The 15,767-nt window shown below is 70.8% G+C and carries 14 protein-coding genes; 1 reads left to right on the top strand and 13 read right to left on the bottom strand.

Annotated elements, in window-relative coordinates:
• Window positions 1–72: 72 nt before the first annotated feature.
• Window positions 73–3,081, bottom strand: a complete 3,009-nt coding sequence (locus AFE02nite_RS03635) for an Eco57I restriction-modification methylase domain-containing protein (protein WP_034243031.1) — start codon at window positions 3,079–3,081, stop codon at window positions 73–75.
• Window positions 3,082–3,175: 94 nt separating this feature from the next.
• On the opposite strand from AFE02nite_RS03635, the gene AFE02nite_RS03630 reads away from it, so the two are divergent.
• The gene (locus AFE02nite_RS03630) at window positions 3,176–4,789 is read left to right on the top strand and encodes an N-6 DNA methylase (RefSeq protein WP_034243033.1); all 1,614 of its coding nucleotides are present in this window, start codon (window positions 3,176–3,178) and stop codon (window positions 4,787–4,789) included.
• A gap of 51 nt (window positions 4,790–4,840) precedes the next feature.
• Here the strand turns inward: AFE02nite_RS03630 and AFE02nite_RS03625 are convergent, their stop codons facing one another.
• The 12 genes from AFE02nite_RS03625 to AFE02nite_RS03575 all read right to left on the bottom strand — a co-directional run bounded on the left by AFE02nite_RS03625 (window position 4,841) and on the right by AFE02nite_RS03575 (window position 15,614).
• Window positions 4,841–7,903: a LysM peptidoglycan-binding domain-containing protein gene (locus AFE02nite_RS03625; RefSeq protein ID WP_034243035.1), complete on the bottom strand. Its 3,063-nt coding sequence runs from the start codon at window positions 7,901–7,903 to the stop codon at window positions 4,841–4,843.
• A complete protein-coding gene (locus AFE02nite_RS03620) occupies window positions 7,900–8,352 on the bottom strand; it encodes a pilus assembly protein TadG-related protein (RefSeq protein ID WP_052113330.1) in 453 nt (150 codons plus the stop codon). The genes AFE02nite_RS03625 and AFE02nite_RS03620 overlap by 4 nt, the downstream gene beginning before the upstream one ends.
• A complete protein-coding gene (locus AFE02nite_RS03615; protein ID WP_034243037.1) occupies window positions 8,349–8,780 on the bottom strand; it encodes a TadE/TadG family type IV pilus assembly protein in 432 nt (143 codons plus the stop codon). The genes AFE02nite_RS03620 and AFE02nite_RS03615 overlap by 4 nt, the downstream gene beginning before the upstream one ends.
• Window positions 8,777–9,223: a TadE/TadG family type IV pilus assembly protein gene (locus AFE02nite_RS03610; protein ID WP_052113331.1), complete on the bottom strand. Its 447-nt coding sequence runs from the start codon at window positions 9,221–9,223 to the stop codon at window positions 8,777–8,779. The genes AFE02nite_RS03615 and AFE02nite_RS03610 overlap by 4 nt, the downstream gene beginning before the upstream one ends.
• Window positions 9,224–9,230: 7 nt before the next feature.
• Window positions 9,231–9,437: a hypothetical protein gene (locus AFE02nite_RS17270; RefSeq protein ID WP_034243039.1), complete on the bottom strand. Its 207-nt coding sequence runs from the start codon at window positions 9,435–9,437 to the stop codon at window positions 9,231–9,233.
• 26 nt (window positions 9,438–9,463) lie between these two features.
• The gene (locus AFE02nite_RS03605) at window positions 9,464–10,351 is read right to left on the bottom strand and encodes a hypothetical protein (protein WP_034243041.1); all 888 of its coding nucleotides are present in this window, start codon (window positions 10,349–10,351) and stop codon (window positions 9,464–9,466) included.
• Entirely contained in the window at window positions 10,348–11,229 is an 882-nt protein-coding gene (locus AFE02nite_RS03600) for a type II secretion system F family protein (RefSeq protein WP_034243043.1), read from the bottom strand. The genes AFE02nite_RS03605 and AFE02nite_RS03600 overlap by 4 nt, the downstream gene beginning before the upstream one ends.
• Window positions 11,226–12,368, bottom strand: a complete 1,143-nt coding sequence (locus tag AFE02nite_RS03595) for a CpaF family protein (protein ID WP_052113332.1) — start codon at window positions 12,366–12,368, stop codon at window positions 11,226–11,228. The genes AFE02nite_RS03600 and AFE02nite_RS03595 overlap by 4 nt, the downstream gene beginning before the upstream one ends.
• A 284-nt stretch (window positions 12,369–12,652) precedes the next feature.
• The gene (locus AFE02nite_RS03590; RefSeq protein ID WP_052113333.1) at window positions 12,653–13,426 is read right to left on the bottom strand and encodes a hypothetical protein; all 774 of its coding nucleotides are present in this window, start codon (window positions 13,424–13,426) and stop codon (window positions 12,653–12,655) included.
• Window positions 13,426–14,106 (bottom strand): SAF domain-containing protein, encoded by a 681-nt coding sequence (locus AFE02nite_RS03585; protein WP_146819088.1) that lies wholly within the window; start codon window positions 14,104–14,106, stop codon window positions 13,426–13,428. The genes AFE02nite_RS03590 and AFE02nite_RS03585 overlap by 1 nt, the downstream gene beginning before the upstream one ends.
• Window positions 14,107–14,130: 24 nt before the next feature.
• Window positions 14,131–15,039 carry a hypothetical protein gene (locus tag AFE02nite_RS03580; RefSeq protein ID WP_034243046.1) on the bottom strand — a complete coding sequence of 303 codons (909 nt, stop codon included), beginning with the start codon at window positions 15,037–15,039 and terminating at the stop codon, window positions 14,131–14,133.
• Window positions 15,033–15,614 carry a hypothetical protein gene (locus AFE02nite_RS03575; protein WP_034243048.1) on the bottom strand — a complete coding sequence of 194 codons (582 nt, stop codon included), beginning with the start codon at window positions 15,612–15,614 and terminating at the stop codon, window positions 15,033–15,035. The genes AFE02nite_RS03580 and AFE02nite_RS03575 overlap by 7 nt, the downstream gene beginning before the upstream one ends.
• Between the last annotated feature and the right edge of the window lie 153 nt (window positions 15,615–15,767).

Here is a 15,767-nt window from a genome sequence, read left to right as displayed (position 1 = left end):
GTCGGTGGGCAGGATGACCGCGCGCCGTGACGCCGATGTCCGACGGGAGCGCGAAAGCTAGGCCGTGCCGCCCTATGCGGTGGGCGCCGCCTCGGTGGGCCCCTCGTCGGACACGGCGGCGACCATCTCAGGCGTGAGCCCATAGGCACGGGAAATCACGGCCTGCACCTGCGCCTGAAGGGCCAGAGCCCGCGCCTTGAGTGAGGTGACGATCGCCGAGTCGGTCTCGCTGCGCAGTCGCACCGCACTCTTCTGCAGTTCGTCGACGCGCTCATCGATGTAGGCCCGGTCATCGTCGGAGAGCTCGGGCACGGGGACGCCAATGAGGAACTGCTTGCGGTGGACGGCGTAGGCGCCTCGATACTGCCGTCCGTTCACGGTGACGAACGTGTCGACGACAGGGTGCGAGAGGAGAGCCTGGATCGTCTTGATCGAGTAGGGGCAGCCGGCCCTCGGTCGTAGGAGGTAGTACGGCCCGCCGTCACCGCCCCCGGTGACGAGTAGCCCTTCGGTGTCCTCGGCGTATCGAGGGGTAAGTGACAAGACGCGCACGATGAGCTTCGGCTCATCGAGCTTCGCGAGCGACTGTGAACGGCCGTACGCCCAGAAGCTCTCGCCGGGATCGGGCGTGACGCTTCGAGCCTCGAGTTCCACTCGATGCGCCTCGAGGTACCGAAGAGCGAGCGGGTAGTCGGCTTCCATCGCTTGGCGCGACAGGATTCTGGCGCGGGTGCGCACAGCGGAGCTTTCAAGCTGTGCGACGGTGTAGGGGAAGATTGCCCAACGGTTAGCCTCGGGCTGCCCATCGAACATGGCAATACGTTGATCCAGGATCGCCGGTCTCAGGATGTCTCGTTCGATGGGCCACAGGCGACCGTGCTTGTCGATGACCTCGACAGTCTCGGCGCCCGCCGAGAACGGTCTCGCGGTGAGCAGAAAGATGTCGTCCGCAGACGTTTGTACCCCTACGAAGACCTCCACCCAGTCTTGGTCGCCAAGGTGACCGATCGCCGCGGCTTCCATTTGCTCGAAGGCGGCACGCTGTCCGGGCGTCGGGAGCGGCCATGGTGCCGACGACAGGTCGGCCCGCGACAGGTTCACCAGACGGCCAGACTGCCCACCGCGCCATGCGGGAAGGTTCGTCACCATCTCAATCGTCGCTGGCTCTGCCGTCGCGGGTCCTGCGATCACGAGCGCCGTGTAGGTCGTCCGGCCAGGGAATACCTGCTCGACTCCGAAGTGGACGAGTCGCTCGAGGCGTCGGCCGAGCTTGCGTCGCAGCCCAGTGGCCGAGAGGCGGTTTGTGAAGCGGTGCGGTGCGACATAGGCCATCCGGCCCGATGGTGCCAGGAGTTCGAGCGCCCGCTCCATGAAGACGAGGCTCAGGTCGAGGTTGTTCGACTCACCGGCCGTGTAGCGGGCTTCTGGGTGCTGGAAGTACGCGAGCTGGTCGGGCATGAACTGCGTCAGCGTCTGGATCCTTACGTAGGGCGGGTTACCGACGATGGCGTCAAAGCCGTGCCGCGGGTAGCGGATCCCGAACTGCTCTCTCAGGTCCGTGGGTGCGACGGCGGCGCGGCGCTCGACGTCTCTCGCGGCGCCAGGGAGGAGATCGTCGAAGTCGCCTCGTACGACGCTGTTGCCGACCACGATGTTGTGGCTCAGGTCAGGCAGAACTTGCCGGGTCGTCGTCGGATCCACGACTGAGTCGCCGAGCACCGCCAGAAGCAGGCTTAGCCTCGTCACCTCGACCGCCGTCGCATCGATGTCGACGCCGAACAGGTGGGCAGTTGCGAGCGCGGCACGCCCGGGCAAGTCGACGACTGCTCCGGCCTGTTCGGCGGCGGCGATGAGCTTGCGGAAGGCATCGAGCAGGAAGGGCCCTGAGCCGTGGGAGAGGTCGAGAATCGTCAGCGTCGCGGGGACGCCGCTACTCAGGAAGGGAGCGAGCGCTTCGCGGTTGAGGCGGTCGACGATGTAGTCAGGTGTAGGAACGACACCGCCCGCGTGCGTGAGCTCTGGCTTCGGTTCGAGACGCGCGGTCCGGTCGGCGTCGACTGCGACGCGCTCAGCGAGGTACTGCTCGTAGACCCCAGCGAGCACGTCGGGCCCAAGGACGCCGAATGCGAACTGCGTACGCGGCCAGTACATCTCTCCGACCACCGCCAGCAGTGCATCGTCGCCGACGGCGATGTCCTCAAGCGCCGTGAACATGCCGGCGTTGAAGACTCTGTCCGCCTGCCGGAAGGCTTCACCTATGGCCCGGGCGTTGGCTGAGCTGAGCAGGTCACGGTACTGCCCGATGTTCCGGTCTTCGCAGACGCGAAGGAAGAGGAGGGCGTTCAACACGCGTTGTGTGCGCCGGCCAACTTCGGCGGCGCCGAGCGATGGGTTCCTCGCTGCGATGTCGCTGGCGAGTACCTTGCGCCACTTGCGGAACTCATCGAGAAAGCGCCGGTCGAACGGAGACTCGCCACGAGGAGGCTCGGTGTACTCGTACACGGCGTAGAACTCGTCACTTGTGACCACTTCGTTCGACAGCCGGCGCCACAGCTCGTCGAACCGATCGACGTAGTCGTCGACGGTGAAGCGGCAGCCAGGAATTACGGCCACGTCTGCGCCGTCGCCCTCCGCAGGCGTGATCGTCGTGTCGAAGATCACCGTCTCAGCGAAGTTGGTCAACACCGCTGCTGGCCGGTTCATCGACCACCCGTAGCGACGGGCCTGAAGCGCTGGCCCGGGATCAGAGCTCAGTCTGACCGACGGCCTCTTCGCTTCGACGGGCAACCGGTCCTGTCCCGCGCTGCGGAGCCGGTAGTCGGGGCGTCCCCACGACTCGCCGTCCTCGTCGGCTCCGGTGCGCTCCATCACCACGTCGGTGAGGACCTGGGGCCTGCCGGCCTCATTGCTGACATCCCAACCCAGTGCGGCAAGCAGCTTGTCGACAAACTGGATCCGGACCTCGGTCTCGGTGTACGCCGATCCCGCGGACTCCCAGTCGACCGCTTGCGCCTTGTACTGACCAACGAGTTGGGCGACCCGGTCGCGCGCTTCGTCCTTCGACAGCGGGTGGAACGCCACGGCGCCACCGTACGGGTGCCGCCGCCGTCAGCGGGGGTGGCTCGCCGACGGCCGCGTGCGTCTCGATGTGGGTAGGGCAAGGGATGATGGCGGCATGCCCAGCTTCCCGACCAAAGCTTCGCCCAGCGTCGACAAGCTCCGAGGCGGCTACTACACCCCCGACCTCATCGCTCAGTTCGTCGCGGGGTGGGTCGGCGAGGCAGGCGCCAAGGTGCTCGAGCCCGCGTGCGGTGACGGAGCGATCCTTCGCTGGCTGGCCTCCGATGGGCGCGAGGCGCTGGGTGTCGAGCTCGTCGACGTCGAGGCTGCCAAGGCTTCGCTGATCAAGGGCGCGGAAGTCGTCCAGGGCGACTTCTTCGCGTGGTTCACCAGCACGCAGCACGGCAGGTGGGACGGGGTGGCAGGCAACCCGCCGTACATCCGCTTCGGATCCTGGGCGGAGGGCTCGCGGGAGCTCGCCTTCCGTCTCATGCGTGCTGAGGGCCTGGCGCCGAGCCGCCTGACGAACGCCTGGGTTCCGTTCGTCGTCGCTGCGGTCGTTGCCGCGAAGCAGGGTGGGCGCATCGGGCTTGTTGTGCCTGCGGAGCTCCTACAGGTCGGTTACGCGGCCCTCCTGCGCTCGTACCTCGTCGACCGCTGTTCGGAGATCACCATCGTCTCGTTCCGCGGGCTCGTGTTCCCAGGCATCCTCCAGGAGGTCGTCCTCCTGCTCGCGACGAAGGGCGACGGACCGGCCCGTGTCCGCACCGTAGAAGCAGATGACGCCGACGGTCTCGCCGCGCTCGACATGACGGGCACCGCGGCCCGTGCGCGTCTGCACGAGTCCGAGAAGTGGACCAAGTACTACCTCGGTCCAGATGCCATCGAGCTCATGCGCGAAGCGCGCGTTGGGAAGCGGCTGGCCCCACTCGGTACATACGCCGACGTGAATGTCGGGGTCGTCACGGGCCGAAACTCGTTCTTCACGCTCTCGGAGAAAGAAGCGTCGGACCGGCGCATACTTCGGTACACCGTGCCACTCCTCTCCCGAAGCGCACAGATCCGAGGGATCACATTCGGAGCGGACGACCTGGCGGCAGACGCGCAGAAGTCGCTCAGGACTCGCCTCCTCGCGGTGCCAGCAGACCTTGACCTCGCCAGGCACCCGGACCTGGCCGCCTACATCGTGCTCGGCGAGGAGCACAATGTCCCCGACGGCTACAAGTGCAGCATCCGTACGCCCTGGTGGTCGGTGCCCTCCGTGAAGGCCCCGGACGGCTTCATGCTTCGCCAGGTCTCTAGCCACGTGCAGCTGACTGCGAACGATGTGGGGGCCACAAGCACGGATACCGTGCACCGGGTATACCTGCGGGCCGGCGTCACGATGGCCAAGGTCGCGACGGCCGCGCTGAACTCGGCGACGCTCGCCCTCTCGGAAGTTCTGGGTCGGAGCTACGGCGGCGGACTGCTTGAGCTGGAGCCGTCTGAGTGCCGAGCCCTGCCTATACCAGACCCCGGGCTCGTGCCGGATGGCCTGCCCGAGAAGGTAGACGAACTTCAACGAGGCGGCAGGATGGCAGACGCCCTCGAACTGGTAGATGAGCTAGTCCTCATCGACGGTGCAGGGTTCACTGCGCAAGACGTGTCCGACCTTCGTTCCGCGTGGACGCAGATGCGAGAGCGTCGCGGGGCACGCGGGCGGGCCTCCAGGACCCCGATGGTCAACTGAGTCGCGATCGACACCGGGCCTGATCATCTGGCTGATCGCGCCGAGCGGCCCCTAGTGCTTCGAGGACCTCGGGGGGACCATCTCCGAGTCCTCGAGATACCTCCTCCGAAGGCGATCCGCGGCTGTCGCATCGTCGGCAGCGATCGCGGCTTCGAGCGCATCGTCAAGCAAGAGCTCGGACCACGCATCGACGATCAGCCCCTTCGTTGCCGCCTCAAGACCGTCCCGTGCACGGCCGGACTCGAGCAGCAGGCGGCTGAGGACGTGGGCAACGTCGGCGATTGTGCTGATCATGTGCTGAACGTCGTGCTCGGCCCACGTGTAGTCGGCGTCCCGCACTCCGAGGAGGGGTCGGTCGCGTACGAGGTTCATCGCGGACCGCAGGTCGTCGATCCCGTCGAGTCCGGCCGCGAGTCCCCGGCGAGCGTGTCTCTGGAAGTCGGACCAGTCGGTCGTGGCCGCGCCCCCGAGTCGGTAGATGCCGTCCGCGCCGACGACGGGGAGGACGTCCGCGCCGACGCGTTGCCGCGTCCGGTAGACGAGGCTGTTGCGGGTCTGGCTGTCGATGCGCTCGCCGTACCAGAGGGCCTCGTCGAGCTCGGGTCCCGTCGCTCGCCCGCGGAGGGCGAGGTACACCAGGAGCTCGGTCGATCGCCGACTCAGGTGACCGGCCTGGTGGGGGAGCCCCGTGATCAGCACCGGTCCGAGGAGTTCGACCCGGACGGTGGGCCGCGGAGCCTCGGAGGTCTCGTCCGCTTCCTCGGTCGGTGGCAGTGCCGCCGCCGCGTCGAGGATCTCCACGGTCAACGGGGTGGGGCGCTGCAGCTGGGCGTTGTCGACCGGTGGGGCGAGTGCCAATAGCTCGACCAGCCGGCGCAGCCCTTCTGCGTTCAGGCGCTGAGGGTGGACGTGGAGACCGAGCGGCTCGATGCGGGCGCCGGCCTCATCGGCCGTCACCGTCCATCCTGTCTCGGACGTGGCGTGCACTGTCACGACGACGGTGCCCATCCAGGGCCTCGGGTGCGTCTTCGGGGCGTCGGGGGAGTCGAAGACAACGGGCAGCCAGACGTCCCCTATGAGCCGGTCCGATCGGGCCTGCAGCGTGTCGTCCAGACCGGCTGCCCCCAGAGCGTTGCGCACATCGCTGAGCCGACGATCGGCGGCGCGGGCTATCGCTGCTGCCGGCGCAGTTTGTAGTCGGGCCGGGTCGCACGCTCGGGCAAGTGATTCGAAGTCCTCACCGGCCACGAGTCCGATGCGGCCGGTGAGGTCGTTGGTGACGAGCTCGGCGACGAGCGCCCGGCGGATGTCGGCTGCAACCGCCGGGTCGCCGCCGATGGTCAGCGTCCCAGCCGCCTCGAGGTTCAGGAGCACGGTCCCGTCGGCGGAGTGGCCGAGTGTCACGAGTGTCGGGAACGGCTCCGGGCGGCCCGGGTCGTCCGCACTCGGCATCGAGGTCAGTGCCCGGTGCGGCGCTGACCATGTCCTGGCGCCCGTCGCGGTGAACGGGGGGACGGGCGCGTCGTCGTCGTCGCTCAGGTGCAGCGTGACCTCCTCCGGTGTCACGACGACGGCGGCCACGCGTGGGAGGTCGCGCTCAGACTCGTAGCAGCGTGTGGCGAAGTGCGAGAACGCCAGCTTGAGTGCGCCGACCGTCAGGGGAGGTTCCGCGGTCCGCAGAGTGCGCTCGGCCCGGTGAGTAGGCGAGCCCACTTCCGGGAGTGCGATCCGCTCCCCGACCCGACGTGCCCGTTGCTGGAGGCGGCGGCGCCTCGCAAGCTCACCGATCACTCCGGCCGCAGCCAGGGACGTGAGCCCGAGGAGGAACCTCGGCGCGAGGTCGGCGTCATCGTCGTGGGCATCGACAACCTCGGTCGGGTTGTCGTCCTCGGCCGGCACCTGGTCCTCGGGGGGTTCGGCGACGTGGCGACCGCCCGTGGCGTCATCGGCTGCCCGCGTTCCGTCATCGTCGTGCTGCACTCCGTCATCGGGGTTCGCGGCGGTGTCACCGCTGGCAGCCTCCGGTGGAGCAGTCCCGAGCTCCGCGTCATTGTGGACTGGCGGCGCGTCATCCAGGCCGGCTTGCGCGTCATCGTGTGTCCCGAGCGGCAGGCCTGAACTGCTCACGAGGTCCTCCGGGAGCCGGAGCGTCCAGCCGGGGCGGATGAGGTCGGGGTCCTCCAGCGTGCCTCCGTCCGGCTGCGGTCGGCCGCGGTTGAGGTCGACGATCTCGGGGTAGCGCTGCGGATCGCCCAGCTGTTCGGCAGAGATGCCCCAGAGCGTGTCGCCAGGCACGACCGTGTAGTCGGCGGCGGCGCGCTCAGCCGCCTCGCTGGGTGCCGGAGTCAGCACCGGCTGCGCGGCGGCGTCGACTGCGTCCGCGGGAAGGAGGAGGTGCCATCCCGGGTAGATCCAGTGAGCATCGGTGAGTGCGCGACCGTCGGGCTGAGGGCGCCCGAGGTTGAGGTCCCGGATCTCGGTGTACCGGTGCCCGGAGCCGAGGTGACGCTCGGCCAGGTCCCAGAGGGTGTCGCCCCGCACAACGGTGACGGAGGGGGTTGTCGTCGCGGTCACCGAGGCTGGCCGAGCCGGGTTCGCCCCATCCGCGTCGGGCGAGGAGTTCTCCGGCGCCTGGGCGCGGTCAGGTGTCTGGACGTGCACGCGCGGCATCGCCGAGACGACCGGCGGGTCACCCGCAGCGGCGGCGGATGCCGTCGCTACGGGGGCGGTCATCAGGAGGCCCGCTGTGGCGACGAGCCCGGCCGCGAGTCGCTGCGCGGGGCCGAGCAGCGGTAGGCGCGGAGTCGGTACACCCCGGAGCGCCGCGATCAGTTCGATGACGAGGGGCACGGCGAAGGCGGCCCAGGCGAGCCATGCGATGACGGTGAGTGTGTCGATCAGCAGATTCCCGTCATCGGGCCGGCTCAGTGCGTCGATGACGCCTTCGAATGACGGGGCCGATGACGGAACGCGGATCGGGGCCACCGCGGCGAGGGCGATGGGCACGCCGATGACGAAGCCGGCGATGCCCGCGGCGGCCACGAGGCCCCGGGCGACCTCGGTGCCCTTTGGGTGTGCCGCACGGTGAACCCGGTTCTCGACCGTCTGCTTCATGTCCCACCTCCGGTGACGCCGTGCACGAGGACCGCCCGGCCGTGGCCTGTGACGCTGAACGACTCGATGCCGACGAGCCCGAGGAACACGCTCGGCGCGGTGACCACGACGTCGACCTCGATGGCGGTGCCGTCGGGCGAGAGCCCCACGGTGCCGGTGACGCCTGCCGCCGCGAGGTACCCCTGGGCGGACTCGACGGCTGCGGCGCGGTCCACCGTGACGTCGCCAGCCACCAGGGCGGCGGGGTCCACCGCCTGTCCGGCGGCGCGGGCAGCTTCGGCCGCGATGCGGTCGGCCCGTTGTGTGGCGCGCAGCTTGGCGCCGCCGTCGACCACGAGGCCGCAGAGCACCAGGAGGCCGAGCATCGTGACGGCGACGAACACGGTGACGGAGCCCACGTCCGGCTCCTCGTGGCGCATCCGGTGCCGTAGCCAGATGAGCGCGTTCATCGCGTACGGAACCTGTCGACGGCGGAGGTCGCCTCCGCGGTGATGGTGCGGCCGCCGGGGAGCCCGGGGACCGCGAGGTCCGCCATCGTGACCGTGCAGCTCGCGCGCACGGTCACGTTCGCGGACGTGCCCAGGGGCGCCGTCAGACCGGACGCGTCGACCTCGACCATCGTCGTCACGCACCGGATGTCGCGCGCAGCCGTCTCCCGGTCCACGGCTGACTCCGCAGCGATCTGCGCCGCCGCGACGCTCCGCTCCAGGGAGGCCGCGCGCGCCGCGGCGGCCGCCGCCTGCTCGACCGCAGACGCTGCCACCTCGACCCGTCCGCCGAGGACGAGCAGGCCGAGCACAAGGATCAGGACCGGGGCGAGGATCGCGAGCTCGAGCGTCACGCTGCCGCGCTCGGGGTCCTGCGTTCGCGCTCTCATGGCGCACCTGCGACGGTGAAGCGCTCGACGGGCGCCGCAGCGGACTGCGCGACCACCGGCCCGGGCATGCCCGGAACCAGGGAGACCGACCGTCCTGAGACCTCGACCACGACAGTCCCGGCGCCCTGTGCAGTCTGGGTGGCCGACGCGTCCAGCAACGTCTGGGAACCGTGGGCCGCCACGAACGCCGTGGCGCTGTCAACGCCCGCTCCCGCCGGCGCCTGGTAGGCCGCTGCTGCGACTGCGCCCTGTTGCGCCGCAGCGAGCGCGACCGACCGTGCGTGGAACCAGAGGCCGTACTGGACGAGCAGCGTGACGAGCAGCAGCAGTGCCGGGAACAGGATCGACAGCTCAACGGTGACCGACCCGTCGTCGCGCGGGCGCGTCGACGCGGCCGGCGTCGTTCGGCTGCGCGGGAGCGTGTGACGGTCGGAGCCCGACACGGTGACCTCAGGTGATCTGGTCGACGCGGCGCTGCACGGCGGCGGTGATGGCGACGACGAGCAGCGTCGCGACCGCGATGAGTCCGAGGACGATGATGACGAGCTCGAGCGTCGAGGCGCCGACGTCGTCGTCGCCGAGGCGCCGGCGGACAGCCCGTCGCGCGGACGTGATGTAGCCCTGCAGGACGGCGAGGGCGGCCAGGGTGTGCAGCATGTCGGGCTCCTTCGGGGCGGGTCGGGTCATCCGGTGAAGATGCGGGCGAAGGCCGGGAATGCGATGAGGGCCATGAACGCGACGCCCAGCAGGGCGACGGGGATGGTCATGTGTTCCGATGCGGCGTTGGCGTCGGCGGCCGCGCCGGCGAGCAGCTGGGTGCGCAGCGACGTGGCCCGGGCGCGCAAGGTGCCGTAGACGGCGGCGCCGTCGGTGCCGGAGAGCCGCACGATGTCGGCCAGGTCGGAGAGCTCGAGGACTCCGGTCTGCTCGGCGAGTCGGTACAGGCCGTCCCAGGCCGGGCGGCCCGTCACCTGCGCGGTGAGTAGGGCCTCGCGGATCCGCTGGAACTCGCGTGACCGGCCGACCGTGGCGGCGCGTTCGAGGGCCTCGGTGGCGCCGGCGTCGGCCGCCCGTTCCAGCGCGACGAGCTCGAGGTACACGCAGGCGGCCCGACGCATGGCGGCTCGCGCCTTCCCGGCCCGACGACGCATCTCGGCGTCTGGGACGAGCGAGAGGGCGCCAGCGGCCACGACGCCGATACCCAGCGGAAGGATGGGCATCGCCGTCACGCCGACGAGGGCGAGCAGCGCGGCCATCACGAGGGGGAAGGCGAGACCGAGGACGGCGTAGCCGAGCTTGCGTGCTGCCAACGACTCGACCGTCTGCTCGGTCACCGCCAGCTCCGCCGCGAAGCGTCGCAGCCCGAGAGCCTCGATGACCCTCGGCAGCGCGCGGCCGCGCATCCGTGCGATCGCACCGGCCTCTCGGCCCGCGGGTTCCTGGGCCGCCGAGCGATCGAGGCGGGCGAGGACGGCGGCAAGGTCCGGCTGGGTGGGCACCAGTCCCGCGGCAATGACGGTGACGCCGGCCCCGACGAGCGCACCCGCGAGCAGGACCTCCCAGCCGGTCATCGGGACCACCTCGCCGTGAGGGGTTCGCCCGCGGGACCGGTGAGGAACCGGGGTTCCCGCGGCGACAGCGTGAGGCGGTGGATCCACACAAGACAGGCGACGAAGCCTGCGGCGACCGCCGCGAGGACCAGCTGACCGAGGCCGCTCCGGTACGGGGCGACGTAGGTCGTGTTGAGTGCCCCCAACGCGACGACGCCGACAGTGATGAGGGTGACCGCCCTGGCGGTCGCGCGTGGCTTGGCGCGCTCCGCCTCCACCCGGCGCCGCGCGGCGACCTCGTCGGCGACGGAGTCGGCAACGGACACCAGCACCCGGGACAGGCCCGGGCCGCGGCGGCGGGTCGCCAGGACCAGGGCGCTCACGACGAGATCGGACGAGGCGTCGTCGAGGTCGTCGGCGAACCCGCGCAGCGCTTGCTCCGGCGACCAGCGCGCGGCCAGGCGCGCGCCGAGCGCCGCGACCTCCGTCCGGATCGCCTCCGGGGCCGTCGCCACCGAAGCGGCCACGGCCTGCTCGAGCCCGGCGCCTGCGACGAGGACGTCGGACAGCCGCCGGGTCCATTCCTCGATCGCCTCGAGCCGGTCGATCCGACGTTGCTCCACGGTGCCCGCACCCAGGAGGACGGGCATGCCGATGACGGTCCCTGCGGCCAGCACACCGGCGATCGGCCACGCGAACACCGCCCAGACGACCAGCCCGACGGCGAGCGCGCTCACCAGTCGGATGCGCCGCGATGCGACGTAGCCGCGCAGCGACGCGGCGCCCCTACGGGGCCTCGAGCGACGCGGCGTCACGCTCCGGCGGACACCGGCGATCGTCATGACGAATCCGGCGGGCAGCAGCACACCGGCGAGCAGGGCCAGCACCATGGACGTCATCGGGCACCGCCGTTGTCGAGCCATCCGCCGCCGTCGAGCAGGCGCGCATCGAAGCCGGCCCGGACGAGATCGGGAAGGAAGGTTGGCCGGTGGAGCGGGACCGCCCGACCGTCGAGACCCGGACCGAAGACCGCTGTGGTCGCGGGACGGGAGGACTCGCCGAGGCCCTCGATGGCGACGACGTCGCTCACGAACCTGCGCTTCGGCCCGCCGGTCGCGGACTCGTCCTCGAGCGTGAGGTGGACGACGAGGTCGACCGAGCCGGCAAGAAGGCGGTAGGCGAAGGACTCCGTCATGGAGACGCCGGCCGAGAGGCAGAGCGTCACGATCCGGTCGATGCCATGCTGTGCGGTCCTGGCGTGGAGCGTGCACATGGAACCGTCGCCGGTGGACATCGCCTCGAGCATGGGCAGCACCTCGGCGCCGCGGACCTCGCCGACGATGATGCGGCGGAGGTTCATCCGGAGCGCGTCGGTGACCAGGTCGGTGAGCGTCACCTCCCCGGCGCGCCGTCCGTGCGCGTCGCGCTCCGTCGACCCCTCACGCGCCTCCATCGCGACGACACGCGGATGCCGCTCGGGAAGGTCGTGCAGATGGAGCTCGTACTCCTTCTCGATGGTGGCGAAGCGCTCGAGGGGCGGGAACTCGTTGGCGAGAGCCCGCACCAAGGTCGTCTTGCCCGCGTTCTGCAGACCGGTCACGACCACGTTCTTCCCTGCGCGCACCGTCGCCCGAAGGAAGGCGGCGACCGTGTGGTCGAAGGTGCCGAGGCGGACGAGGTCGTCGAGGTCGACATCCTTGACCCGGTGCCGCCGGATGACGACGTGCGGCCTCGGCGTCGTCCACGCCATCGCCGCCAAGCGTGACCCGTCCTCGAGGCGCAGGTGCAGGGACGGGTGGGCGGAGGTGAACGTGCGCTCGTCGGCGCCGGTTCGGGCCGCAAGGAGCTGCAGCAGCTCGATGAGTTCGGCGTCGGACTCAGCGACAGGGTCGCCCTTCCGGTCGTGACCGTCCGCGTACGAGATCCAGACGGAGTCGCACCCGTCGACCTCGATGTTCTCGACCAGCGGGTCGTCGACGAGCGGCTGCAGCCGACCGAGCCCGAAGAGCGCCGCCATGACGGCCGAGGCGACTGCCATCTCGGTCTCGACCGGCCATGGATCGAGTCCTGACGCGACGCGCGCGCGTGCTCGCGCACTGAGCTCGGCCGCCAGCAAGGAACGGGCCAGCTCGCGACGGGCCGCCGGATCGGGAACCGCATCCGCCTGTAGGCGGGCGGCGAGCACCTCCGCGACTGCCCGCCGGACATCCCGCACCGTGCCGGGGTCGACCGGTCGCGCCGATACCCGCTCCCCGCCGAGTAGGGCGGGCAGCGCGGCGGGGGACAGGTGGCCGTTCCGCCGTGGCGTGCGCAGGTCCTCGGTCATCGCACGCCCACCTCTCCGGCCCGGGTCGTGGTGGCGGCTCCGGCCAGGCCGGCGGCGGTCTGACGAGCGGCACGGAGGAGGCCGGACCGACCCAACCGTCCGCTCGGTGGTTCGGCCAGCAGGAGGGCGTGCGCGCCGGCGGCATCATCCGGGATCTCCGGGAGCGCGTCGCCGTCCAGTGCGCGGGCGACCTCCCGCGACGAGTACGGGGCCGGTCGGCCGACGACGAGGAGCCGCACCGGCGCGCCGGCGGGGCGGCGCCTGGCGAGCTCGGCGAGGCCAGGCCGCGCGAGGGCCACCGAGGACAGGCTCGTCCGGGTCACCAGGACGGCGATGTCCGCCGCATCGATGAGCGGTTGCGGCTCCCAGCCGTGCCCGAGCCGCCCTGCGTCGACCAGGACGTCGATCCCGAGGCCGTCGAACTCGTGGGCAGCCTCGACGAGCGTCGTCCAGACGGCGCCGAGCGGACGCGCCTGCGCAGGTTCCGTGACACCCGTGAGCACGAGGCACGCGGCATCGTCATCCAGGGCCACGCTCCGACGGAGGATGTCGTCGGCAGACGATGCTCGCTCGGCCGCCACGGCCAGGACGCCACCGCCCGTGGGGATCCCGGCTCCGGCGAACGCGGGGATGAGTGCCGAGCCGACGGGGTCGGCGTCGACAAGCAGCGCGCTGCGCCCGGTGGCGAGGTGCCACACGCGGGCGAGCGCGAAGGCACTGGTCGTCACACCGGGCGCACCGGAGGCGGAGCAGAGCGTTAGGACGGCCATCACGGCTCCTCGTGCGAGAGGAGGACCAAGGCGAATCGCCCCGTCGCGGCACGCGCGGCGAGCGCCGGGCCGTCATCGGCGGCCGCGACGACGTCGATGACGCTGACACCGTTCAGGTTAGGCGCGCCCACCCGGGCTACCACGACATCGAACGTCTCGGGCCGCTCCGTGGGTGGGTCGGCCGCCTGCGTCGGGGTGTCGACGACGAGCAGGCGATCACCCGGCCGTAGCCCGGTCGCCGGTAGGCGCTCTGCGGTCGCGGGAAGGGGGACGAGCGCCTCGCCCGGGCCGGGTGGTCCAGCTGGCGCGACGTCGCTCGGGGCGAGCAGCGTGCCGGCGGCGAGATCGGCGGTGGCGACCTGGCCGACGAGGCTGGAAGCTCCCTCGGCGCCCACGGTCGCAACGGACGCGTCGACGGCGACGGCTGTCGTCGTCAGGTCGTCGGCCGTGAGGGTGGTGCCATACGCGACGTCGCGCGCGAGCATCACCACGTCGGTCCGGTCACCGGCCGACGAGACGAGCCACACGGCCACGAGAGCGCCGAGGGCGGACAGCGCGACACCGGCGGTGATGAGTCCGGGACGGCGGCGACCGCGCGGCGGGACCACCGGCGCCAGGCGCTGTGGACCCGTCGGCGCAAGGGCCGCGGCTTCGCGGCGGGTGTCTGTACTCGTGGCCATGGTCGGCTCCGATCCGCAGGTGGTTCAGCTCGTCGTGAGCACCTGCAGCTCTCCGATGCGGACGGACGCGGTGGAGGTCCGGGTGACCTGGAGGTTCCCGGAGGTGCCACCGCCGGACCACGTGACGTCCCACGTGGTCGTGCCGGTGACGATGTAGGCGTCGTCGGGACGCCCGGCGGATGAAGCGGCGTACACGTGGTCGCACGTTGGGGACTCGACCCGACCGGGGATGAAGGGCGTCCCGGGACCGTCGCATCGCATCCGCGTGCCGTCGCCGAGGTCCCAGTCGATCCACCGGGCGCGTGCGGTGGCCGTGACGGCGAGACCAGGGACCGACGCCGTTGCGGTGTTCGGCCCCCAGGTCGTGGCCGTCTGGTCGGTCCAGAGCCAGAGCGGGATGCCGACGGTGCCGAACTCGCCCTCAGCGAGTGGGGTGCGTATCGCCGGTCCTTCGAGCGCCATCTGGTCGATGGCGCGGCGGGCGAGCTGCGCAGGGTCACCGCCGTAGCCGGGCGGGGGCGAGGGCAGCCATGTCCAACCGCCGTTGGTGCCGGGCGCCCTGAGCGGCTCGGCACAGGTGACGTCGTAGATCGCGCCGTCAGGGTAGTGGCCCTCCCAGACGGCATCGGTACCCGGCGGCGGTGGCTCGGTGAGCCGGTAGTAGCAGGAGTCTGAGGCGTTGAACCAGCCCCAGAGGTCGTCCCAGCAGGGCACGACGTTCCCGCGGAACGTGACGCACTGACCCGCGCCTACGTCGACCACGGGCGGGTCGGCGGGTGGCTGGGCGGGGTTGCCGGGGTCTTCGACCTCGACCTCGCAGATGATCAGTGGCGGGGGACAGGTGACGCCGCCGGCTGCCACGGCGCGCTGGGCGGGCGCCCCGCTCGCGAGCAGCAGGGTGAGAGCGACGAGGACCGTCACGCGCCTCAGCACGGCCGGTCCCTGTGGACTTCGACCTCCCTGATGACCCAGCGGTCGTCGAAGACGGTCGCCCAGGCCTCGACCTCGACGACGGCGTTCTGCCCTTCGGAGGCAGCGGGGTCGCCGGTGTCGCGGAAGGTGGGGATCCAGTTGGTGGAGTCGACGCAGTCGATGACGTGGGCTTCGGGCTGCTCGCCCAGCGTCACGGAGTCGACCTCCGGGTCGATGACGGGCTCGCCCGTCATCACGAGACCCTGCTGGTCGAGCCGGATGACCGACTCGGCGAGCGACGCGCGGGCCTTGTCGACGATCAGGCGATCGAAGTCCGCCGGCAGGCCCGCGCTCGGATCGGCGAGCGCGGCGACCGAGACGGACCAGTAGGTGCGGTAAGCGTCGAGGATGGCCGCGGTGGCCTCCTCGACGGCTGGGTCCACCGTGGGTGTGGGGCTCGACGTCGGGCTCGGCGACGCGGACGCCGTCGTCGTGGCGGACGGCGTCGCCTCGGGATCGGTCGAGGTGCAGGAGGCGAGCAGTAGCGCCCCGCAGATCAGTAGCACGAGGCGGTGCAGAAGCGGTCGGCTCACCATCGGGCCACCACCGTCCCCCCTGAAACGGTGCCCAGAATGCCCTGACCTGCCCTGATCAGGGCGCAGGTCACCCATTGGACACCCGTTGCGGCGGGATGTGAACCCTCGCACCCGTCTTGCGGACGATCCGAATCGTGTCGCCATGCCATTACG

The organism is Actinotalea fermentans (assembly GCF_007991475.1).
Taxonomy (GTDB): Bacteria; Actinomycetota; Actinomycetes; order Actinomycetales; family Cellulomonadaceae; genus Actinotalea; species Actinotalea fermentans.
Note: the sequence above shows the minus strand (reverse complement) of the source record. Positions and strands in the feature narration are given on the sequence as shown.